Raw genomic sequence first — 21,992 nt, forward strand, 5'->3', positions numbered from 1 at the left:
ATGTTTACCAATAACGATATCAACTTTGAAGCACTAAAAAGAAAAGCCTACAACGGAAGATGGGCAACCCTGGAAGAAGGAATCATCCCCCTGACGGCAGCTGATCCCGACTTCAGAACTGCCCCAGAAATAGAACAGGGAATTATAGAATATCTTAAAGACGGCTATCTGAGCTACGGACCGTTCTCCGGACTTCCTGAGTTCAAGAAAAGCGTTGCAGATCACTTTAACAAAGAAAAACAGGGCACCTTTTCTCCTGAAAACATACTAGCGGTCAACAGCGCCGCCCAGGGAATGTACCTCATCGCATCCTATGTTCTGAATCCGGGTGATGAAGCCATTATTCTGGATCCTGTAGATTTCCTTTTCAAAAGATCGGTAGAAACAGCCGGTGGAAAAGTAGTACTCTGCCCTGTTGACATCACTACCGGAGAAATTGATTTTGAAAAAATGGTTTCTTTAATCAGTTCAAAGACCAAGCTTATCAGCATATGCAATCCGCACAACCCTTTGGGAAGGGTTTATTCTAAAGAAGTATTAATAAAAATTGCTGAGATCGCTTCAGCGCATGATCTGTGGGTAATGAGCGATGAGATCTGGAGTGATATTATCTATGACAACAAAGATTTCCACACCTACTCTTCCGTTTCTGAAAAGGCAAAGAAAAAGAGCTTTACCGTTTATGGTTTTTCAAAATCGTTTGGGATCGCCGGACTGAGAATCGGAGCAGTATTGTGTAACGATCAGGATATTCTTGAAGATTTTACAGAAAAGTCCAATTTCAACTCTACGATAGAGGGAGTCTCCACCTTATCACAGATTGCCGGAAGTGTGGCATTGGAGAAAGCAAAACACTGGTATAAAGAATTTTTAAATCATTTACAGAACAACAGAGATCTTGCTTTTAGATTATTGAGCCGTTCAGAAATTGTAACCCCTAATCTACCCGAAGCTACTTTTGTACTATTTCCAAAGATTGAAAATGGAATGTCCAGCGATGAGTTCGCCCAACATGTTTTAACACAAGGAAAAGTTGCCATTGTCCCCGGATCAGAAAGATGGTTTGGAAAGGGAGCAGAAGGTCATATCAGAATTTGCTTTTCTACATCACAGGAAATTTTAGAAGAAGGAATTAATAGAATCATTACCAGTTTTTAACATTAAAATTTTTCATTGAATTTCAATATTCTGTTATTATTTTTCTAAACACCCAATAAATCAACACTAAATTAATATATTCATACCGATTATTTTATTTTAATGCTGATTTAAAAATAAATATTAATAATTTTGATGGAATCACTACGCAAAATTATTAATATGAGAATAAAATACATCAGCATCTTCTTGCTTGGAGCAACTACCCTTTCCTATGCCCAGCAAATAAAGGATACTCTGAAGGAGTCAAAGATAGACGAAGTTGCTATTACCGGAAGCCGGAATAAGAAAAGAACAGTCGTTAATACTCCCGTTCCTATTGACATCATCGATATCAAACAGGTAAGCCAGTCAACAGGACAGGTGGAAATCAACCAATTGCTACAGTTTTCTGCTCCTTCTTTCAATTCCAACAAACAATCAGGATCTGACGGTGCTGATGCAGTAGATCCTGCTACTTTAAGAGGTTTGGGCCCTGATCAGACTTTACTCCTTTTGAATGGAAAAAGATATCATCAATCTTCATTGATCAACCTTTTCGGAACCAAAGGAAGAGGAAACACCGGGTATGACATGAACACTATTCCCATTGGTGCAATAAAAAGAGTGGAAGTTCTTCGTGACGGGGCTTCAGCTCAATACGGTTCGGATGCTATCGCAGGGGTAATCAATGTTATTCTTAATGACCGTGATAAAGGTTTTGAGGGAAATGTATTCACAGGGATGAACCTTTTCAAAAGTCCCGGAAATAATGATATCGTTTCTGATCATAAAATAGACGGAACCACCTTTGATTTCAGCGGAAATTTAGGAACAAAAATAGGGTCAAAAGGTGGTTTTGGAAACTTTACGGTAGAATTTATCAACAAGGATTATGCGATACGAAATGCAAACCCGGATATGTATACCGCACCAAGACAACGTTTTGGAGATGCCAAAGCTCAGAATATTTACTTTTTCGGAAATATTGAAGTTCCTTTATCAGACGGACTGAAGTTCTATTCCCGTCAAGGCTTTTCACATAGAAATACTAAGGCATATGCCTGGACCAGAACACCGGATGCAGACGGAAATATTCCTGAGGTTTACCCAACAGGATTCAATCCAATTGAAAATACCAGTATTACAGATTTCACGTTTGACAATGGCTTGAAATTCAAAGTTGCTGACTGGGATGTAGATTTTTATAATGCTTTTGGCAACAATAGATTTACTTATCAGATTGACAATACGATCAATGCCACCTTAGGAATTAAATCACCGACAAGCTTTAATGCCGGAGGGCACTCATTGCTCCAAAATACAACGGGTTTTAATGCTGTTAAACAATTCAAGGTACTGGAAGGGCTTAATGTTGCTTTCGGATCAGAATTCCGATATGAAAAATTCAATATTATTAAAGGACAGGAGGCATCTTATGCGATGTATGATGTGAATGGAAATATTGTGACTCCTAACACTCCTCAAAATCAACTGGTAACCAATCCCTTAAGCGGGGAAGTAAGACCGGGCGGTTCTCAGGGGTTCCCAGGCTATTCCACAGATATTGGGAAAAGCAGAAATAACTTCGCAGCCTATGTAGACACTGAACTTGACATTACTAAAAATTGGATGGTAAGTGTTGCCGGAAGGTTTGAAAATTATAATGATTTCGGAAGCACTCTGAACGGGAAATTCGCAACACGGTATGCCATTACCCCACAGTTTGCCTTCCGTGGGTCTGTTTCTACAGGATTCAGAGCTCCGTCGTTGGCACAGAAATATTATAGCCAGCAGTTTACCAATTTCCAGGGCGGTCAGCTGGTTACCATCCAACTGGCTTCTAATGACAGTGATCTGGCCAAGAGAGTGGGAATTGCACAGCTGAAACAGGAAACATCCGTAAACGGAAGTGCTGGTTTCACTTATAATACAGGAAAATTCACAGCAACAATAGATGGGTATTATATCAACGTAAAAAACAGAATTGTTCTTACAGGAAACTTTTCAAGAGATGATCTTCCTGGAGATGTTCAGACAGATTATCCCTATATTGACCAGGCACAGTTCTTTTCTAATGCGATCAATACGCGTACAAAAGGGATCGATCTTATTTTAAGCTATACTGAAAGCATTGGATCCGGAAAGCTAACGGCAACTTTAGCCGGAAACTATAATGATATGGAAATTACGAAAGTGAATACTTCTGAGCAGCTGGCAGGAAAAGAAGACATTTATCTGAGCAAAAGAGAAAGAGGATTCATTCTGGCTTCTGCTCCGAAAACTAAGGTTAATTTAAACCTTAATTATAAAATCAACAAATTCAATGTGAATCTGCAAATGGTAAGATTTGATAAAGTAACTTTAATCGGTTATGATGAGGTAGAGCAGATTTATAACCCGAAAGTAACTACCGATCTTTCCTTTGGCTATGAATTCTGCAAAAATCTGAATCTGACTTTAGGAAGTAAAAACCTATTCAACAGATATCCGACATTGCAGACTACCCAGGTGAGCAGTGGAAACACTGAATCTGGTGGGATTTTTGATCCTGTACAAATGGGATTTGCCGGAAGACAGGTTTTTGCCAGACTTAACTTTAAATTTTAATTGAACAACAAAAACTCCTGAGAATCTTCAGGAGTTTTTGTTGTTATTTTTTTGAAATTTTATAAAGCTTACCGCTGTCTGTTACCGCATACAGATTACCATCAATTCCGTTCAGCACATCCCGGAAACGTTCTTTCTGATCTGTAAGAAGACGTTCTTCTCCTACTACTTTATTATCTTTCATGATAATTCTGTCGATGTGCTCACCACTTAAACATCCGATAAAAAGGTTCCCTTTCCACTCCTCAATATTTCCGGTATAAAAAGTAATTCCGCTTGGTGAGATCACAGGATCCCAATAGTAAACCGGCTGTTCTGTTCCTGCTTTTTGGGTGATTCCCTGTCCTACTTTATCCCCGGAATACTCAATTCCATAGGTAACATCTCCCCATCCGTAGTTTTTCCCGGGCTGGATCAGATTGATTTCGTCTCCGCCTCTTGGTCCCATTTCCACGTCCCAAAGGTTTCCCTGTGGATCAATAGCCATACCCTGTGGATTTCGAACGCCATAGGCATAGATTTCCGGTTTATAGCCTTGCTTTCCAATAAAAGGATTTCCGGGAGCGGGTTTGCCGTCTTTTGTGATCTTTAGAATTTTTCCAAGATAATTATCTGTTTTCTGGGCATAAACCCTCGTCACCTTATCGGATCTTTCCCCGGTACTTACAAATAAATTTCCCTCCTTATCAAAAGCCAGACGGCTTCCATAATGCTTATCTCCATCATAAGAAGGTTCTGCACGGAAAATCACTTTTACGTCTGATATATTTTTAAAATCGCCAGACAATTTACCTTTCGCCACAGAAGTCAAGTTTCCTTTTCCAAAAGGTTCCGAGAAACTGAAGTAAATCATAGTATTGGTTTTAAAATCAGGATCAAGGGCTACATCCAACATTCCTCCCTGCCCTTTTGAATCCACTTTTGGAAAGCCTTCTATTTTTGACACTTGCTTTCCATCTGTTGAAACAACATTCATGTGGCCCTTCTTATCGGTGATGAGAAATCTTCCATCAGGCAAATTGATAATCCCCCAAGGTCTTCCCAAATCTTTATTTAATACCTCTACATGGTAAGCCGTTTTTGTTTTTACTGCATTAATTCTTGTCTGCCCTTTAAATGCCGGTTTGTAGTCTGAATTGGGGTTTTCCGTCTCTACACTTCCGTCATTTCCGGTCTTCTGAGCATTCGCATGATTTTCTTTACATGATGATAAAATAAGAAAAAGGCTGAGCGCCGGAACATAAAATTGATTGATTTTCATAATATTATGATTAGGTGATTCTACATTGAATGGAAAAATAATGCCATAAAGTTTGTGTATATTAATTTTTATTCTACATTTGTAGAACAAATTACAATCTTGTAGAATGAAAGAGATTAAATTAACAGATTCTGAAAAAGGACTCATGGAAATTCTTTGGGAAAAGAAAACAATTTTCATGAAGGATATTCTGGATGCTTATCCGGAACCCAAACCTGCACCTACGACTATTGCTACCTTGCTTAAAAGAATGCAAAATAAGGAGCTGGTAGGCTATAAACTGTATGGAAATTCCCGTGAATACTATCCAAAGGTAGAAAAAGGGGAATATTTCAAGGAAGAGATGACTTCCATGATTGACCGTTTTTTCAATAGCTCGGTAACGCAGTTTGCGTCATTTTTTACCTCAAATGCAAAACTCAGCCAAAAGCAACTGAAAGAACTTCGTGATATTATAGATGAACAGATAAAAGAATAGATATGTCTGCCATTATTTTTAAAATAGTTCTGTGCTCTTCTATTTTCATAACCGTCTATTATTTGTTTCTGGAAAAAGAAAAAATGTACAGATTCAACCGGCTGTATTTATTAAGCTCACTGTTGCTTTCTTATGTGATTCCATTTGTTACGATCACTACACAAAGACCGGAAACTGAGATCAATCCTCAACTGATTATTGAAGAAACGGCCCAGCAAATGGTTTTTATCGATCAGCCGGTGCAGGAAAGTTTTAACTGGATGAATATTGTATGGGGTGTTTACATAGTCATCACTCTTTTTCTACTGCTGAGAAGCCTTTTTGCCCTTCTGGCTGTCAGAAGAATACAGGGAGAAAAACATATTTACCATCATCACAATGTCATATTAACAAAAGAAAACCTTTCCCCCTTCAGCTTTTGGAATACAATCTATATGGGGGGAAGCTATATGAAAAATGACACGATTGATCCAAGAATCTTCCTTCACGAAAAAACTCATATTGAACAGAAGCATAGTATAGATGTATTGTTTCTGGATATTTTAAAAATTTTCACCTGGTTCAATCCCGTTCTTTTCCTTTATAAAAAAGCAGTGATCACGAATCATGAATTTTTAGCGGATGAATCCGTTATGAAAAGTAATTATAACATTAAAGAATACCAGAGTCTGATTCTCGAAGAAATTCTTAGTCATCAAAACCCACCTTTGACCCATTCATTCAATTTTAATAATACCAAAAAAAGATTTATTATGATGAAAACCAAAAAAACAAAATTCAGCCTGCTAAGAAAAGCCACAGGAATAACGGTTCTGATTGCAGCAGTTGCTTTATTCTCTGAGAGAACTTATGCTGGTAATCCTGCAAATACTCAGATTTCTGAAAAAACAACAGAAGCCAGTGTTCCAGCCAATAGCCTGGATCCTTATCAGGAATTCAAAGACATATTAGCTAAATATACTGATCTCCTGAGCCATGGAAAATATGCTGACTTCGCAAAAAAAGTCTCCGAAGGTGATAAAAAAAGATTGAAAGAACTTTACCCTCTACTCAATGAAAATCAGAGGAATGAGCAGAAGATTACTTTCTTTACAATGCCTGAACTGAAAAATAGAACTCCCACAGAGAATGAATTGAAATCATTTTTAAACAAGAAAAGCTACGCAGTCTGGATTGATTCAAAAAAAATTGAAAATAACATTTTGAAAGACTATACAAAAACGGATTTTTCAAATGTTTATATCAGTAAAATTTCTCAAAATGCAAGAACAGCAAAAAATCCCCAGCCTTACCAGGTAACCTTAATGACTCATTCTTATTTTGAGAAGTCCAGAGAAGAAGGGAAATCTTCTGTCATAATGGGTTTCAAAAGACAAGGGGTAAAAGCCATTTCAGACACTATAATTCCAAGAGAAAACAGCTTAAGCGAAAAAACAGCCATCAATACTCAACAAAACACTAATGTGCTTCCGGCACAATACGCTGATGGCGATAAGAACTTAAGGATGCAAATAAATAAGGGCATCGATACCAGTAATCTTGAATCTAAAAATGGTCCTATAACGTCGACGGCTTATATTCACATCGACGAAACAGGAAAAACAACTCAGGTAACGACTTCGGGAGACAATGAAATCCTGAACCGGGAGCTCCTTAAGACTATTACTGCAATAAGTAATAACAAAGTCTGGATACCCGCTACAAAAGATGGAAAAGCGATTGCTTCGGTACTAAAAGTCCCCGCAACCATGACTTTTACACGTCCATAATAACAAAAGCGCTAATTTTTTTAGCGCTTTTTATTTTTTTAATTATTCTTGTTTAGACTGTTAAAATTATATTATCAAAATATTCATCTTCAAAACATTATCCTGTCTAAAAATTTCTTTCGTATTTTTGTTCTATACATTCTTTTCTATGAATTTTAAGCTTCAATCAGAATATAAACCGACAGGGGACCAACCTCAAGCCATTGAAAAACTTACCGAAGGAATTGAGATCGGTGAGAAATATCAGACGCTTCTAGGGGTAACCGGATCTGGAAAAACCTTTACAGTGGCGAATGTTGTACAAAATGTACAGCGTCCAACTCTGGTACTTGCACACAATAAAACTCTGGCAGCACAGCTGTTTATGGAGTTTAAAGAATTTTTCCCGGAAAGTGCCGTGGAATATTTTGTCAGCTACTATGACTACTACCAGCCTGAGGCTTATATAGCTACAACAGGAACTTATATTGAAAAAGATCTGAGCATCAATGAAGAAGTTGAAAAATTACGTCTTTCTGCAACTGCCAGCCTTCTTTCAGGAAGAAGGGATGTTTTGATTGTAGCATCTGTTTCGTGTATTTATGGTATCGGAAATCCTACTGAATTTCATAAATCCTTAATTTCTATAGCGATTGGTGAAAAGGTGACGAGAACCGCCCTTCTTCACTCATTAGTTAATGCATTATATGCCCGAACGCTAAATGAATTCCAAAGGGGAACATTCCGTGTAAAAGGTGATGTGATAGATGTTTTCCCGGCGTATGCTGACAATGCCATCAGAATACAGTTTTTTGGGGATGAAATTGAAAAGATCCAAAGTTTTGATCCTGTTACAGGAAATGTAGAGGCTAATTTTGAACAAATTCAAATCTACCCTGCCAATCTTTTCGTAACCTCAAAGGATACCTTAAACGGAGCGATCAAAGAGATTCAGGATGATATGGTAAAACAGGTCGACTTCTTTAGTTCTATCGGAAAGCCCCTGGAAGCAAAAAGACTTCAGGAAAGAACCGAACTGGATCTTGAAATGATCAAGGAATTGGGCTATTGCTCAGGAATTGAGAACTATTCCAGATATCTGGATGGCCGACTTCCGGGGACAAGACCTTTCTGCCTGATTGACTATTTTCCAAAGGATTTTTTGATGGTGATTGATGAAAGCCACGTAACGATTCCACAGGTTCACGCCATGTACGGTGGTGACCGAAGCCGAAAAGAAGCATTGGTGGAATATGGATTCAGGCTTCCTGCAGCTATGGACAACAGGCCTTTGAAGTTTGAAGAATTTGAAGCGATACAGAATCAGGTCATCTATGTTTCTGCAACACCGGCAGATTATGAGCTTGAGAGAACAGGAGGATCTTATATAGAACAGATTATCCGTCCTACAGGACTTCTTGATCCAATTATTGAGGTAAGACCCAGTCTCAACCAGATTGATGATTTAATGGAAGAGATCCACAAAAGATCTGATGCTGATGAAAGAGTTCTGGTAACTACTTTAACGAAGAAAATGGCGGAAGAACTCACCAAATATTTTATCAAGTTTGGGATCAGAACGAGGTATATTCATTCTGATGTTGAAACTCTGGAACGTATTCAGATTATGCAGGATCTTCGTTTAGGACTTTTTGATGTTCTTATCGGAGTAAACCTATTAAGAGAAGGATTGGATTTACCGGAAGTATCCTTGGTTGCGATTCTGGATGCAGATAAAGAAGGAATGCTGAGAAGCAGAAGATCGATGATTCAAACCGTGGGACGTGCCGCAAGGAATATCAACGGAAAAGCGATCATGTATGCTGACAAGATCACCAAATCTATGCAGGCTACTCTGGATGAAACCGAATACCGCCGTGCCAAGCAAATGAAATACAATGAAGATCACGGCCTTAAGCCAACAGCTTTAAATAAAAAGATTTCCGAAAATCTTGTCGGAAGAAGCAAAGACTTTCCTGATCAGAAATATACTCAAAAGGAAATTATGCAAAAAGTTGCCGAAACAAAGGCAACCTATGCAAGTGAGGATATTGAGAAAATGATTACCCAGAAACAGAAAGAAATGGAGGCCGCAGCCAAAAGCCTTGACTTTATAAAAGCAGCTAAGCTACGGGATGAAATTACAGCTTTGAAAGCTTAGCAGGACTTATACTAAAAAAGTTTCGGCGGCATCTTTATAAAAGCAGATGCCCCCTTTGATGTTGCAGAATGATAATATTGCAGCTTCAGACAGATTACATACTGCCATTTGAATATAGGCAGTACACAGCATTTGGGGTGAAGTATCTCATATTTTTAAAGTGTTTACATTCCTTATTCTGTATATCGGTTGTACTTATTATCTCTTGCGAGGTCTGAAACTGACAATCCAACGACTGACAAAATATTTTAACAAAGGAAAGTTAAATCCTAAAAATAATACGACCGGTTTAGTCGCTTTAGCAATATATATTTGTATATCAAACAAAATATCGTTTCCCTTATTAATTTATTTGAGGGTTTTTATATCTTTATCGCGATGAAAACTAAATAACTTTTAAATTTAACACAAATAATGAAAAACAAATTTATTTCGAGGTTACTTTCCTTAGTAACCATTATAGTCTTGTTATATTCCTGTAGGAATGAACTGTCGACAGAACAAGAGGCACACAGCAACAGTAGTCAATTCAGACCAACATCTAAAACAATTCGTCTAGAACAAAGTAAACACAAATTGGTTCTTAAAACTGAATTACAAAAAGTACAAGAGAATCTAAAAGAAATCAAAACTAATGCATCAGGCAAGGCAATTGATTATGCAAATGGGGTCTCCATTGATACGGACAATGTGACGTATATTGAATATGGAACTAATTTTCATACTTACACATTTAATCTGGTAAGAGAAAACTCACCTGAAAGTGCACCTTTAGAAAATCTGGTGTTATCTTACTTACCAGATGGTAGTTATAAAGAACTTTTGGTAACGTATAATTTTACATCGCAGGAAAAACAAGATCTACTTTCAAGAAAAGGAGTGAAAACGGCAGGAAAAGCCACTGCTATTGAACTTGCAAAAGGAACATATGGTGGAATAGTTTCTAATAGAAGTATGGGAGGAGCAGAATCATGTTCTTATAAAACTGTAGATATGTATTTCTCTTGCTATACAGGAGAGCATCACCAAGGTAATGAAAGTAGTTGGGGAGAGTGCAATTGGCAAAATAAAGGAGGTTACGCAGCTCAACATATTACAGTAGTAGCATTAGTTTGTACAGCAGATACAAGTCTGGGAATTGATGGATCACCAGGAGGAGGTGATATAGGACCCACTACAGGCTTAGGAGGTGGCACAGATACTCCAACAATTCCAACTCTTAGTAGGTTCTTTTTTTACGTTAAAAAACTTCCAGTAGATTTGAAAACTGTTATTTATGATACAGCCAATACTGAGTTTTATGATGGTTTTAAAAATTATTACGATGCTAATTATGGAAGTGCTGAAGCTGAAGAATTTATTACCTGGGCATTACAGTTTAAGCAAAATAATCCAACCACTTCTTGGTATCAATTTGAAAATTGGTTTTTAGGGACTTCTGAAGGAAAAGCTGATGAAAATTACGATACAGCATATTGGGACAACCCTAACCTTACCTTTCCCCCTCAGTCACTACCTAGTTGGCAGAACTATTATGATGCATTTCCTAAAGACGTGAACGGAAAAGGACTTTCAGGACCTGCTATATATGAAATTGTCAAGGGCACTCCAAAAGCATTGAGAGATGGCGTTTTAAATGATTCAAACCCAAATAATGACAATGATTACGATAATGCATGTGCTTTGAGAGTTTCAATAGCATTAAATTATTCAGGGGTTAAAATTCCTAATATACCCAACCATACATTTAAAGGAGGAGATGGAAAATATTATTTTTTAAGTGCAAAGAAATTGAATGCATGGATGAGAAAAACTTTTGGAACCAATCCAGCAACTTCTACTACTCCATATAATTCAAATCACATTCATATTACAGGAAACCAAGCGGGAGTAAATGGTGTTAATCTGCCAGTTATATTAAAAGATATAAAAGGAATTTATTCTTTAGTTTCTAGTAATTCTGCGTGGGCCTCTGGACATGGTGATATATTACAACCTAATGGTACTTGTATTAATGGATGTCATTTTTATGATGCCCCAATAGATTACATAGATGTTTGGATATTACAATAAATATTTATAAATTAATAACGAAATATTTGAAATTTATGACTAAAATGAAGTTAATTATAGCTATCATTTCCTTTTTATTAATTTATTCATGTTCAATCAATGAAAGACCACAATTCAGATATCGAAGTGATAGAACACAAAAAAATAATGAAAAGGAATTTTATACCAAAAGATTTAGGGATGCTGTTTTTTATAAATGTCTACAACATGGATATGGAGAGAATACTAATTTTAAAATAGGAAAATTAATGGCAGAGAAAGATTTATTTACTCCTTCTGATGAGCCATTTATTATAGAAGATAGAATACAAGATAGCATAGCAAAGCAAATAATATCTAATCTTCCTCCTGTATACATACTTAATGAAAATGAGAATGAAATAAAGGGTAAAAATTTTATTATTTCTACTTGTTTAAGTTTTTATGAGAGTAAAGAACTCAATAAAATAACTCAAAAATATTATAAAATAAAGTTAAAAGAAGAAAGAAACTAGAATATTAAACTCATTTTTTTAATAAAATACTAAAGATATACTTTAATAAATGATTGGTTCTACCACAGACAGGTAAAGCCAATCATTCTTATTTTAAAATAACTTAATCAATGAAAAAAATGTTTTTATTCTTATAACAATTTTAAAATTGGTATTAACTTAAAAAATGGACTAGAATAATGTAAACTAATGTGTAAAAAAATATTTATAATTATGCTTCTATCCTTGGCTTGGCAATCATTATTTTGTCAAACTTCGGAAAATAATTGCCCGAATAATCTAACATATTTTGCATATTCACTTCCAATTGATGGAGAGAAATGGTATGTACCCATTAAATATGAGATTCGAGATAATTTAATTGATTTAAAAATTAGACATACAAATAAAGAGGAGTTATTTATTCGCTTCAAAATAATTGAAAATTTAATTTGCGATTTTAAAGATGTTAATCATTGTAACCTCAAATACAAAGTTTTGACTTATGATGAAGAAACAAATTTGTATGAACAAAGGGTATCACAAATAGAATTTAAATTTTCTGACAGAGAAGGTAAGATTTATATTCAGCATCCAAATTTTCCTCAAATTATAAGTGAGGCAACATCGATAGATGAAATTAAAAAATAAGATAAATTCGAGTTATGAATATTTCTATGAAATAATAAAATGTAAATATATCTTTCTCAGAAGGCATTATTTCAATTACCAAAAACAAAAAAAATCATTTCTTGATATATTTTTAAGATAGTAACTGGAAGTTTTTAAATACTTTCTTTATTATGCTATTTTTGTTTATCCTTTTGAATAAATTAAAATTATATGAAAAAATTAACAATAACAATTACAGGATGTTTTCTAGTTTCATGTACTGTTAATAAAAGTAATTTTAAAGAAGAGCTAACAGTACAAAATTTTAAAGATAGAACTTTACAAAAATGTCTATTGAAAGGTTATGAGAATAAAGACCTTGTAAATAGAATATATGATATAGATAAGACACTCTACGACCCTGTTGCAATAGCTTTATTTGATGATGAGATAGATGCTTTTTTGGTCTCTAAAATAAATAAGATGAAAAAAGACTCAATGGAATCAATCGGTAAGGTTTCTGAAGCAAAAGCTGGGAAAATTGTATTTGGAAATTGCTTGTATGTTTATAAAAGTAAAGAGCTGGATAACTTTGCTACGAAACATATTAATAAATATAAAAAGGTCAAAGATTTAGACTCGTTAATTCTTTCAAAAAATCCATCTTTTTAATTTATTTTAAGATAGGTTGGCCTGTATAGTGGGAGGTGTTGTTTATTTAAGAATTAAACTAGTGGTGTTTGATAAATTAGGTGTTAAGGATACTAACAATCCATGGGACCACCTAATTATCAATCTACTATAACTTATAAAAAAATCAATATCTTTAATAAAACAATAGATTAAAGGTTTTTAAAACATTAAAAAATGATTGGTTCTACCACAGACAGGTAAAGCCAATCATTTTTATTTTATATCAAATTCAAGTAAATATATGCTGTCCTATCTTCGATGCCGCCGAAACTTTATACTAAGATCGGTATATTTTAAGTATTACAATCCATTTCTCACTGAAGCTCTGATGGGAATCAAAAGATCCATCAGGCCATTGAGTTTGATCTCATAAACTGTTGAAAGCTGCATCCCCAGTTTTCCTTTGGGCATTCCGGTTCTATTGAACCACTCCAGATAACTTATCGGAAGGTCTACCAAAACCGTCCCTTCATACTTACCGAACGGCATTTTAAATACACAGATTTCTTTTAATATTTCCGGATTGATTCCCTCCACGTTTTTATATAATTAAATTAATTTTTCTTTAATATCATCTTGTCCGGGCAGTTCAAGTTCCGGAGGGGTATTTTCATCCGAGAATTCATTTCTGTATACCTGAACCAGGAGAAGTGTCAATGATATGAGAATAGGCCCGAAAATAAGCCCCATAAAGCCAAACAGGTTCATTCCCATAATAATTCCAAATACCGTATTTAAAGGATGGATGTTTTCCAGCTTCTTTAAAAGGGTAAAACGGAGAAGATTATCGGTAAGACCTACGACTACAAGGCAATATATAGCCAACCCCAGTCCTTGTCCTGTATTTCCTTCTGCAATCATAAAGATACATACCGGAACATACACAATAGCTGTTCCTACAACTGGAATCACTGAAGCAGCTGCCGTCAATGCAAAAAGAAGTACAGCTCCCGGTGCCCCAAAAATAAGGTAACCAATAAGAGCTACTATCCCCTGTCCTATTGCAACAACCGGAATTCCGATAGCATTGGCCATAATCAGTTTTCTCATTTTATCGCCAATCAAAGAAATGTTGGATCTCTTCAAGGGTGCAGAAGTAGTAAGGATCTTTTCGAAGAGCCTTGGTCTTTCCAGCATAAAATAGAGAATAAAATACATGGACATCACTACTGTAAGGGTATTGAATGTTCCACTGAGTGCTGATGTTGAAACTTTTCCTACAGAATCCTTCAGTTTGGTCATATTTTCTTTGCTCAGAATATCAAATCCTGTTTTAGAGAAAATATAAGAATGGATCTTGTCGAGGAAAACATTAAACTTAGCCATATAAGCCTGTGCATTCCCCAGCTTATCGATAATCAGATCAGCAATAAAATAGATGGGAAGAATGAGGACAATAAGACTTGCAAACATTAATGCAAGGGCAGCCAGTGACGGTTTCCATTTTTTTTCTTCCTGCAGATAAAAGTTATACTTCCTGCAGACTACATAAATGGTAATCGCCCCCAGAACTGAGGGAATAAACAATGCCAGATTAAAGCATATAAGTCCTGCCAATATCACAATAATGGCCAGCAACGACATCTGCTTTATCGCAACACTGCTTATTTGTTTGTCCTTATTCATCATGTATTTTTGATATTTTTATTTACTGTACGTAATTTGTCTTGGTTTTCCTAAGAAAGCACAATACGCAGAGTACATTACAATCATAATAAACGGAGCGGTTAAGATAATTCCGATTCCACAAAGAATAACTCCTGCCATAGAGATCAGGAATCCTAAAAATCCTGTTAACAAGAACGTTCCATAATTCTCTTTAGCAATATTGAAAGATTTCCCTAAGGCATCTGTAGCTGAGGCATTTTCAAATAACAGAATAGGATATCCTATTAAAAGAAAAGGATACACAAAAATGATAGGTAAAACACACAAAGCAAGTGCAACAGAGCAAATAATCCACGAAAGAAGACTATAAATCAATATGTTTACAAAATTCTGACGGTACCCGATGAAAAGATCAGAAAACTCAATCGGAGCTTTGGTATTATACTTATTCACCATGTAGATCAATCCTACATACAAAGGAGACAATAAAATTCCAAAAAGACCGGAAGCACCCATATACAATGGAAGCCCCGGAGCACTCCAATAATTAAAGTCGCCTCCCGAAGATTTCATTTCCTCCATCATTGAAGCAGAGTCAAATCCTGTAAGCATTTGAATCACAAATCCTCCGGCTAAATAAATGATCATAGCGACGATTCCGTACCCGAAAACACCTTTGTACATTTCAAAAGCATGAGAAATGATTGATCCCGTATCTCTGTTAGGAACAGAGCCCTGCTGATCAAATTCGTTAAATTCTGACATAGTTTAAATATTTAATGATTTTACCAAATTTAGTTTTTTTTAGTAAAAAATATGTTAAACATGCAGGAATATTTAATTTTTCTCTGAAAAAACTGTTTTGTAAAGGGAGTAAATCATAGCATTCCAAAAAGGAAATGTGAACAGACCTCCTATCAAAAACAAGGCAAAACCTAAGTACTTAAATAGAGAAGCAACGATCACACACACCATTATTTCTACAAAATAGACTTTAAGTGCTTTAAAATTAAGAGAAATAGCTTCAAAAATCCTTTTATTGGTAAAAAACATGAGTGGCGCTACAAATAGGGTCACAGCAACCCAAATTACCGCCAAAATAATGGTAGGAGCAGTAAATCTGTAAACAAAGAACCAGAAAAGAAAATACCCCACATATTTAAAAAAGTTCAGTCCATTGTATCCAGCAAATAAATCGCCGATTACAATTTTTTCTTTAAGGTCAATCTTTCTGAAAATCTGGAACATACCAAGATTCAAAGGATATAAAAATGCTGTAGTTGCCCAGATAGCCAGATTAAACATCTGAAAATTTTCTGTAGCGCTTAGCTCTGCCATTTTCTCCATATAAGCTTCTGTACCCTGCTTAAAAGCTTCCGTTAACTGCTGAGTGTAAGAAAATATTTCATACTTCCCGGCAAAAAGCATAACAGAGGTAAGGAAGATTCCAAAAAAGATAATTGAAAACATCAACTGAAAAACCAGTGTTTTATTCCAATAGAAAAAAGCCTGCTTCAATATAAAATCTATTCCCGGTTTTTGGGGATATTTGTTCTGCATCATAAAAAATTTCTGCAAAAGTAAACATCAATAATTATTTTTGCAGAATGTTTTCAGTGAATAATCAAAAATTTATGGAAATGGATGCGCTTTCTCTGCAGAAGGTTCCCTATTTCTTCATGATCGACTTTCTTTCGGAGAATGTCGAAATATACCCGGAAAATGAAATTGAAAAATCAGGCTTAATTATTGATTTTCAAAATTTTGCAAACACTAAACGACAACAAGCATTAAGTAAAAAGATCATCTGGAAATCATTTCCTGAAACGCAGGAAAATTTTAAAATAGGTTTTGACAAAGTTCAGAAAAATATCCGTTTAGGAAACTCTTATTTGACAAACTACACCAGAAAAACGAAGATAGAGACCAATTTAACGTTAGAAGAAATTTTTTATCACTCAAATGCTAAGTATAAAGTTTTTTATAAAGATTTTTTTGTATTTTTTTCTCCTGAAACTTTTGTAAAGATCATTGACGGCAAAATTCTGACTTATCCCATGAAGGGAACCATTGACGCTTCCATTGAAAATGCAGCAGAAATACTGAAGAATGATAAAAAGGAAAAAGCAGAACATTATACTGTTGTGGACCTGCTTCGCAATGACCTGAGCATGGTAGCTGATGATGTAAAAGTAGACCAGTTTCAGCATATAGATTTCATCAAAACCCAACAGAAGGATCTGTATGCAATGAGTTCCGAGATTTCAGGAATGATAAAACCTGAATTTGACGGAAAAATAGGAAGTATTATGCAGAAACTACTTCCTGCGGGTTCTATTTTAGGAGCCCCTAAACCTAAAACACTGGAAATAATTCTGGATGCGGAGGGATATGACAGAGGATATTACACAGGAGTCTGCGGCTGGTTTGACGGCCAGAATGTAGACAGTTGTGTAATGATACGCTTTATTGAAAAAGATGGAGATCAACTTTATTTCAAGAGCGGAGGCGGTATAACGCATATGAGTAAATTAGAAGACGAATATCAGGAAATGAAAAATAAAATCTATGTCCCAATTCATTGAAAGCATTAAAGTAGAAGATCAGGAGATTTTTCTATTGGATCTACACCAGAAACGTGTCAATCAAACATTTTCCCATTTCGGGAAGGAAGACTCTATCGATCTGGCCAAGATCTATAAAAATCTGCAGCATGATGAGGATGGTCTTTTTAAATTAAGAATTGCCTATGATCTTGACAAGAGAATCAGGACACAAATGATTCCTTATGCTATTCCTGAGATACAGGATTTCAAACTGGTAGAAAACAACAGTTTCGATTATTCATTCAAGTTTGAAGATCGAAAGGAGCTGGAAAAAATGAAGATGAAAGCCAAAGCAGAAGAAATTATCATTGTCAAAAACAATCATATTACCGATACCTCTTTTTCCAACATTCTATTTTTAAAAGGAAAAGACTGGTTTACGCCTTCTACCTATCTTTTGAACGGAGTGCAAAGACAGCATCTTTTAAAGCATAAAAAGATCAAAGAAACGGAGATCACTTTACAGAATATAAAGCAATTCACCCATTTCCAGATCATTAATGCGTTGAACGATTTCGATGATATGTTTATCTATCCTATCGACAGAATTACCAATCTGCCGGGGAGTGAAGAATATCTTGATCTTTAAATTTATTTCATAAATTCAAAGTACGACTTCAGTACATCTGCGCTGTTTTTCCCGTGAGTATTTACTTCCAGGATTTTTGGCTGTGCGTCAGGTTTAAAGAAGTTCTCAAGAACTCTGTCCAGGGTAGGCTCATCCTCTACTCTGATATAGGAGAATCCAAAATGTTTAGCCAAAGATTCTGCATTTTTACGGTGTTTTGTAGCAATAAATTCGTCTAATGTATTCGGGTTGGCATTTCCAGGTCCCGGAATGATTTTAAAGATATTTCCTTCCCCATTATTGAAGATCATAATTCTTACAAATGGTGGAATATATTGGTTCCAAAGACCATTGATATCGTAGAAGAAGCTTAAATCTCCTGTTATCAACAAAGTGGGTTTTTCATTTTTAATGGCAAATCCCATGGCCGTGGAAGTAGAACCGTCAATACCGCTCGTTCCTCTGTTACAGTATATTTTTCTTTTACCAAAGTCAAATAACTGTGCATATCTGATCCCGGAAGAATTACTGACATGGATATTATAATTTTCAGGAATTGTCTGTGAGGCCTTATTGAAGAAATAAAAATCTGAGAACTCAACAGTATTTAAAAACTGCTCGTGTTTAGCATCTTTTTTATCCCTTAAAACATCCCAAAGATTAAAATAAGGTCTAGGCTCAAGATTAATAAATTTCAACAATTTTGAGAAGAAAACTTCAGGCTTAACCTCTATTTTTTCTGTCAATGAGAAATAAGTATCCGGCTGCCATACTTCATCCAAATGCCAATGCTGTTTCGGACGGGCACTTCTCAGAAATTGTTTTACTTTTTTAGAAACTACATTCTGCCCAACGGTAATCAATAAATCCGGGGCATATGTCTTATAATCTTCTTCCGTGAAGTTAAAAATATAACGGTCTATATGTCTGAAAAACTTCTCGTGATACAGATTAGAATTGGCTTCACTCAATACCACAACAGAATGATTTTTCACCAGCTGTGTCAATTGGTTTTCAAGTTCCGGGCTGTAATCTCTCGTTCCTACCAACAGCATAATTCTTTGGGAAGTATGCCATTCCGCAACCAGATTAGACGGAATTTCATATTCTTTATGCTTGATTGTTTTTTCTACCGTAGGAAAAGTAGGAAGCTCTGATACAAGTTCGTATAAAGGTTCCTCTAAAGGGATATTAATATGCACCGGGCCCTGCTTTTCAAAGCATAGCTCGATCGCCTTTTTAATGATTTCAAAATTAATATCTTCTGCATTTTCTTTGCTGTCTTCCAACAATTGGAAATCACCATAAGAATGCTGATGAAAAACATCTTTCTGTCTAATCGTCTGCCCGTCGAATAAATCAACAAAATCGGTAGGCCGGTCAGCAGTCAGTACCAACAGGGGAATATTCTGATAAAAAGCTTCAGTAACAGCAGGATAGTAATTAACTACTGCTGATCCACTGGTACAGGTAATCGCTACCGGTTTCTTTTCGCTTTTCGCCATTCCCATTGCCACAAAAGCAGCACTTCTTTCGTCTACAATGCTGTAACAATTAAAACTATCTATCTCTGAAAAATGAATGGCCAAAGGAGCATTTCTTGACCCCGGAGAAATTACAATATCTGCAATTCCGTACTGTTGAAGAAGATGTGCGAGTATTTGGATACTTCTCTTAGAAGAATATTTTTTCATACAGCAAATTTAACTTATAAATAATGATTTTAAAATCATTTCAATTAAAAAAAATGTAATTTTGCTATTCGTAAATTTCTAAAAATGGATAAAATACCTAGTGTAGACCTGCGTGATTTCCTTTCGGGCAACCCGGAACGCAAACAGAAATTTGTAAATGAAATCGGAAAAGCTTATGAAGAAATTGGTTTTGTAGCCTTAAAAGGCCATTTTCTTGATGATCAATTAGTAGATGAATTGTATGAAGAGGTAAAAAACTTTTTTGAACAACCCGTTGAAACGAAAAAGAAGTATGAGATTCCAGGAATCGGCGGCCAAAGAGGGTATGTAGGCTTTGGTAAAGAAACTGCAAAAGGTTTCAAAAGAGGAGACTTAAAAGAATTCTGGCACTTCGGACAATATCTGTCTGATGATTCAGAATACAAAAAGGAGTATCCAGACAATGTAATCGTTGAAGAACTTCCGAAATTCAACGAAGTAGGTAAAGAGGCATTCCAAATGCTTGAAAAAACAGGACAGAATGTGCTAAGAGCTTTAGCTTTGCACCTTGGTCTAGATGAATTTTATTTTGATAACAAAATTGCAGAAGGAAATTCTATTTTAAGACCTATCCATTATCCACCAATTACAGAAGAACCGGATGATGCTGTAAGAGCTGCTGCTCATGGAGACATCAACCTTATTACTCTTTTAATGGGTGCTCAGGGTAAAGGTCTTCAGGTTCAGAACCACAATGGAGACTGGATTGATGCTATCGCAGAGCCAGATGAGTTGATGATCAATGTTGGAGATATGCTTTCAAGACATACCAACAACAAATTGAAATCTACCATCCACAGAGTGGTAAACCCGCCAAGAGAATTGTGGAGTACTTCAAGATACTCTATTCCTTTCTTCATGCATCCAGTCAGTGCAATGTCTTTAAATGCACTTGAAAATTGTATAGACGAAAACAATCCAAAATTGTACGAAGATACTACTGCCGGAGAATTCCTGCATGAGAGATTGATCGAACTGGGATTGATTAAAAAATAATAGTATAATAGTCAATAATTAATCTGAATTTAAATAATATCAGGAATGGTATTAGCCAGATTAATTATTGACTATTTTTTTATCCTATCCTGTTATACAATAAAATTCCGGACACGGAGTAGACTGTGTAAAAGTTCCCCACGGACAGATACAGGTATAACTATCCCCACCACCAGGATTTCCCCCACCACCTCCTGGATTTCCTCCATAAGGTACACATTTTCCACCTGAACAGATTTCTCCCGCAGAGCATCCCCCTTCACCAGGCCCTCCGCCTTCAAAACAATAGGCCGGGAAATTAACTCCTGCAACAATAATTTTCTTGTCTTCTCTTGAAAGTTTTTTTAGATTTTTCATAGTTTTTAATTTTTTGGTATTTCCTACTCTATAAGCTTTTCGGATAACGCTTGTTTAAAAATAATATTTATTTCATTAATAATCAAATATTTAAATTAATTTCAATAGTATTAAAGACCATTGAGTAATAATTTATATTAATATTTGTTTTTTAACACATTATTCCTGTTTAATTAAAAACATTTTAACTATTTTTACATTACCTACAAATTTTTAATTAAAACAATATGAAAAATCTAAAAAAACTACAAAAAGGCCAATTAAAAAACATTAGTGGAGGAGCTAAACTTCCTGAACCAGACTTCTGCATGTATTATTGCAGTGGAGTCATTGTTTGCGCTACCTGCAGCGATGATTTCAAATGCCCGGATACAAACAATGATATGTAAGCATTAAAATCAAGATGTCATAAAATTTTGAACCGTTTCTTTATTGAAGCGGTTTTTTTATTTCTTTTGGATTAAAATAAGCTAGATTCTGAAGGGTTATTTCTCTTTTTTGTACACAAATAGCTTTTTACCTATGATGAGCCCTTTATGCGCTTAAAATGATAGTGACAGGTTGTTGAATGATAAATCAGAAATAATTGATAAAAATAGAACTTTTTAATCCCCCTTAGAATGGCAAAGGATTACGGATAAACCTCTATTTCAATTGTGTCATTCGGTAGGAACCCAGGCTTTGTTACAATCTTAAAAATTCCAAAGATGAAACCCAAAAGTTTTTTAATGCTTAAGTTATTTGATACTATCGTTTTTTCTTCGTTTAGATTCTTTGAATAATAATAAACATTGTATTGAACAGCTCGTGTTATTTCAGGAGCTTGATCCAGCTATCCATTCATACTCCTCACGCCAGCGCGCTGCTACACTCAAACC

Annotated in this window: 20 protein-coding genes; 13 read left to right on the forward strand and 7 right to left on the reverse strand. The window is 35.5% G+C overall.

Going from position 1 to position 21,992, the window contains the following annotated elements:
* Positions 1-1,158, forward strand: a complete 1,158-nt coding sequence (locus tag DBR39_RS19855) for a pyridoxal phosphate-dependent aminotransferase (RefSeq protein WP_124535986.1) — start codon at positions 1-3, stop codon at positions 1,156-1,158.
* A 162-nt stretch (positions 1,159-1,320) separates the two neighbouring features.
* A complete protein-coding gene (locus DBR39_RS19860; protein ID WP_124535988.1) occupies positions 1,321-3,747 on the forward strand; it encodes a TonB-dependent receptor plug domain-containing protein in 2,427 nt (808 codons plus the stop codon).
* Between the two features lie 43 nt (positions 3,748-3,790).
* On the opposite strand, the gene DBR39_RS19865 is transcribed toward DBR39_RS19860, so the two are convergent.
* A complete protein-coding gene (locus DBR39_RS19865; RefSeq protein WP_124535990.1) occupies positions 3,791-5,008 on the reverse strand; it encodes a PQQ-dependent sugar dehydrogenase in 1,218 nt (405 codons plus the stop codon).
* 106 nt (positions 5,009-5,114) lie between these two features.
* Between DBR39_RS19865 and DBR39_RS19870 the strand changes: the two genes are divergently transcribed.
* The 7 genes from DBR39_RS19870 to DBR39_RS19900 all read left to right on the forward strand — a co-directional run bounded on the left by DBR39_RS19870 (position 5,115) and on the right by DBR39_RS19900 (position 13,225).
* Positions 5,115-5,486 (forward strand): BlaI/MecI/CopY family transcriptional regulator, encoded by a 372-nt coding sequence (locus tag DBR39_RS19870; RefSeq protein WP_103231334.1) that lies wholly within the window; start codon positions 5,115-5,117, stop codon positions 5,484-5,486.
* Between the two features lie 2 nt (positions 5,487-5,488).
* Positions 5,489-7,255 (forward strand): M56 family metallopeptidase, encoded by a 1,767-nt coding sequence (locus tag DBR39_RS19875; protein ID WP_124535992.1) that lies wholly within the window; start codon positions 5,489-5,491, stop codon positions 7,253-7,255.
* Positions 7,256-7,403: 148 nt separating this feature from the next.
* Positions 7,404-9,395, forward strand: coding sequence for an excinuclease ABC subunit UvrB (gene uvrB, locus DBR39_RS19880; RefSeq protein WP_124535994.1), 1,992 nt, complete (start codon positions 7,404-7,406; stop codon positions 9,393-9,395).
* Between the two features lie 414 nt (positions 9,396-9,809).
* Complete coding sequence (locus tag DBR39_RS19885) at positions 9,810-11,468, forward strand: T6SS effector amidase Tae4 family protein (RefSeq protein ID WP_124535995.1); 1,659 nt, start codon at positions 9,810-9,812, stop codon at positions 11,466-11,468.
* A gap of 44 nt (positions 11,469-11,512) precedes the next feature.
* Positions 11,513-11,962: a hypothetical protein gene (locus DBR39_RS19890; protein WP_124535997.1), complete on the forward strand. Its 450-nt coding sequence runs from the start codon at positions 11,513-11,515 to the stop codon at positions 11,960-11,962.
* 213 nt (positions 11,963-12,175) lie between these two features.
* Positions 12,176-12,592, forward strand: coding sequence for a hypothetical protein (locus DBR39_RS19895; protein WP_124535999.1), 417 nt, complete (start codon positions 12,176-12,178; stop codon positions 12,590-12,592).
* A 192-nt stretch (positions 12,593-12,784) separates the two neighbouring features.
* Positions 12,785-13,225, forward strand: coding sequence for a hypothetical protein (locus DBR39_RS19900; RefSeq protein ID WP_124536001.1), 441 nt, complete (start codon positions 12,785-12,787; stop codon positions 13,223-13,225).
* Between the two features lie 321 nt (positions 13,226-13,546).
* Here the strand turns inward: DBR39_RS19900 and DBR39_RS19905 are convergent, their stop codons facing one another.
* The 4 genes from DBR39_RS19905 to DBR39_RS19920 all read right to left on the reverse strand — a co-directional run bounded on the left by DBR39_RS19905 (position 13,547) and on the right by DBR39_RS19920 (position 16,417).
* Positions 13,547-13,774 carry a DUF3820 family protein gene (locus tag DBR39_RS19905; protein ID WP_124536023.1) on the reverse strand — a complete coding sequence of 76 codons (228 nt, stop codon included), beginning with the start codon at positions 13,772-13,774 and terminating at the stop codon, positions 13,547-13,549.
* A 21-nt stretch (positions 13,775-13,795) separates the two neighbouring features.
* Entirely contained in the window at positions 13,796-14,875 is a 1,080-nt protein-coding gene (locus DBR39_RS19910; RefSeq protein WP_124536003.1) for an AI-2E family transporter, read from the reverse strand.
* Positions 14,876-14,890: 15 nt separating this feature from the next.
* Entirely contained in the window at positions 14,891-15,619 is a 729-nt protein-coding gene (locus DBR39_RS19915; RefSeq protein ID WP_103231326.1) for a beta-carotene 15,15'-monooxygenase, read from the reverse strand.
* 72 nt (positions 15,620-15,691) lie between these two features.
* Entirely contained in the window at positions 15,692-16,417 is a 726-nt protein-coding gene (locus tag DBR39_RS19920; protein WP_124536005.1) for a hypothetical protein, read from the reverse strand.
* A gap of 44 nt (positions 16,418-16,461) precedes the next feature.
* On the opposite strand from DBR39_RS19920, the gene DBR39_RS19925 reads away from it, so the two are divergent.
* Together DBR39_RS19925 and DBR39_RS19930 are read left to right on the forward strand one after the other, a co-directional pair.
* Complete coding sequence (locus tag DBR39_RS19925) at positions 16,462-17,439, forward strand: aminodeoxychorismate synthase component I (RefSeq protein ID WP_124536007.1); 978 nt, start codon at positions 16,462-16,464, stop codon at positions 17,437-17,439.
* Complete coding sequence (locus DBR39_RS19930) at positions 17,423-18,049, forward strand: aminotransferase class IV (protein ID WP_103235311.1); 627 nt, start codon at positions 17,423-17,425, stop codon at positions 18,047-18,049. Before DBR39_RS19925 ends, DBR39_RS19930 begins: the two co-directional genes overlap by 17 nt.
* 2 nt (positions 18,050-18,051) lie before the next feature.
* On the opposite strand, the gene menD is transcribed toward DBR39_RS19930, so the two are convergent.
* Positions 18,052-19,722 carry a 2-succinyl-5-enolpyruvyl-6-hydroxy-3-cyclohexene-1-carboxylic-acid synthase gene (gene menD / locus DBR39_RS19935; RefSeq protein ID WP_124536009.1) on the reverse strand — a complete coding sequence of 557 codons (1,671 nt, stop codon included), beginning with the start codon at positions 19,720-19,722 and terminating at the stop codon, positions 18,052-18,054.
* 84 nt (positions 19,723-19,806) lie between these two features.
* Between menD and DBR39_RS19940 the strand changes: the two genes are divergently transcribed.
* Positions 19,807-20,757 carry an isopenicillin N synthase family dioxygenase gene (locus DBR39_RS19940; RefSeq protein WP_124536011.1) on the forward strand — a complete coding sequence of 317 codons (951 nt, stop codon included), beginning with the start codon at positions 19,807-19,809 and terminating at the stop codon, positions 20,755-20,757.
* A gap of 84 nt (positions 20,758-20,841) precedes the next feature.
* Here DBR39_RS19940 and DBR39_RS19945 read toward each other — a convergent pair whose 3' ends face one another.
* Positions 20,842-21,114, reverse strand: a complete 273-nt coding sequence (locus DBR39_RS19945; protein WP_124536013.1) for a bacteriocin-like protein — start codon at positions 21,112-21,114, stop codon at positions 20,842-20,844.
* Positions 21,115-21,341: 227 nt separating this feature from the next.
* Between DBR39_RS19945 and DBR39_RS24630 the strand changes: the two genes are divergently transcribed.
* Positions 21,342-21,503 (forward strand): bacteriocin-like protein, encoded by a 162-nt coding sequence (locus tag DBR39_RS24630; RefSeq protein WP_410494265.1) that lies wholly within the window; start codon positions 21,342-21,344, stop codon positions 21,501-21,503.
* The last annotated feature ends 489 nt before the right edge of the window (positions 21,504-21,992 follow it).

This window comes from Chryseobacterium sp. KBW03 (assembly GCF_003852415.1).
GTDB classification, from domain to species: domain Bacteria; phylum Bacteroidota; class Bacteroidia; order Flavobacteriales; family Weeksellaceae; genus Chryseobacterium; species Chryseobacterium viscerum.

What these genes read in the sequence shown, in the direction of transcription:
- DBR39_RS19890 (WP_124535997.1), top strand. Translation starts at nt 11,513, where the DNA reads ATGAAGTTAATTATAGCTATCATTTCCTTTTTATTAATTTATTCATGT.
- DBR39_RS19870 (WP_103231334.1), top strand. Translation starts at nt 5,115, where the DNA reads ATGAAAGAGATTAAATTAACAGATTCTGAAAAAGGACTCATGGAAATT.
- DBR39_RS19940 (WP_124536011.1), top strand. Translation starts at nt 19,807, where the DNA reads ATGGATAAAATACCTAGTGTAGACCTGCGTGATTTCCTTTCGGGCAAC.
- DBR39_RS19945 (WP_124536013.1), bottom strand. Translation starts at nt 21,114, where the DNA reads ATGAAAAATCTAAAAAAACTTTCAAGAGAAGACAAGAAAATTATTGTT.
- DBR39_RS19915 (WP_103231326.1), bottom strand. Translation starts at nt 15,619, where the DNA reads ATGTCAGAATTTAACGAATTTGATCAGCAGGGCTCTGTTCCTAACAGA.
- DBR39_RS19860 (WP_124535988.1), top strand. Translation starts at nt 1,321, where the DNA reads ATGAGAATAAAATACATCAGCATCTTCTTGCTTGGAGCAACTACCCTT.
- DBR39_RS19930 (WP_103235311.1), top strand. Translation starts at nt 17,423, where the DNA reads ATGTCCCAATTCATTGAAAGCATTAAAGTAGAAGATCAGGAGATTTTT.
- DBR39_RS19895 (WP_124535999.1), top strand. Translation starts at nt 12,176, where the DNA reads ATGCTTCTATCCTTGGCTTGGCAATCATTATTTTGTCAAACTTCGGAA.
- DBR39_RS19875 (WP_124535992.1), top strand. Translation starts at nt 5,489, where the DNA reads ATGTCTGCCATTATTTTTAAAATAGTTCTGTGCTCTTCTATTTTCATA.
- DBR39_RS19865 (WP_124535990.1), bottom strand. Translation starts at nt 5,008, where the DNA reads ATGAAAATCAATCAATTTTATGTTCCGGCGCTCAGCCTTTTTCTTATT.
- menD (WP_124536009.1), bottom strand. Translation starts at nt 19,722, where the DNA reads ATGAAAAAATATTCTTCTAAGAGAAGTATCCAAATACTCGCACATCTT.
- DBR39_RS19920 (WP_124536005.1), bottom strand. Translation starts at nt 16,417, where the DNA reads ATGATGCAGAACAAATATCCCCAAAAACCGGGAATAGATTTTATATTG.
- DBR39_RS24630 (WP_410494265.1), top strand. Translation starts at nt 21,342, where the DNA reads ATGAAAAATCTAAAAAAACTACAAAAAGGCCAATTAAAAAACATTAGT.
- DBR39_RS19885 (WP_124535995.1), top strand. Translation starts at nt 9,810, where the DNA reads ATGAAAAACAAATTTATTTCGAGGTTACTTTCCTTAGTAACCATTATA.
- DBR39_RS19855 (WP_124535986.1), top strand. Translation starts at nt 1, where the DNA reads ATGTTTACCAATAACGATATCAACTTTGAAGCACTAAAAAGAAAAGCC.
- uvrB (WP_124535994.1), top strand. Translation starts at nt 7,404, where the DNA reads ATGAATTTTAAGCTTCAATCAGAATATAAACCGACAGGGGACCAACCT.
- DBR39_RS19900 (WP_124536001.1), top strand. Translation starts at nt 12,785, where the DNA reads ATGAAAAAATTAACAATAACAATTACAGGATGTTTTCTAGTTTCATGT.
- DBR39_RS19925 (WP_124536007.1), top strand. Translation starts at nt 16,462, where the DNA reads ATGTTTTCAGTGAATAATCAAAAATTTATGGAAATGGATGCGCTTTCT.
- DBR39_RS19910 (WP_124536003.1), bottom strand. Translation starts at nt 14,875, where the DNA reads ATGATGAATAAGGACAAACAAATAAGCAGTGTTGCGATAAAGCAGATG.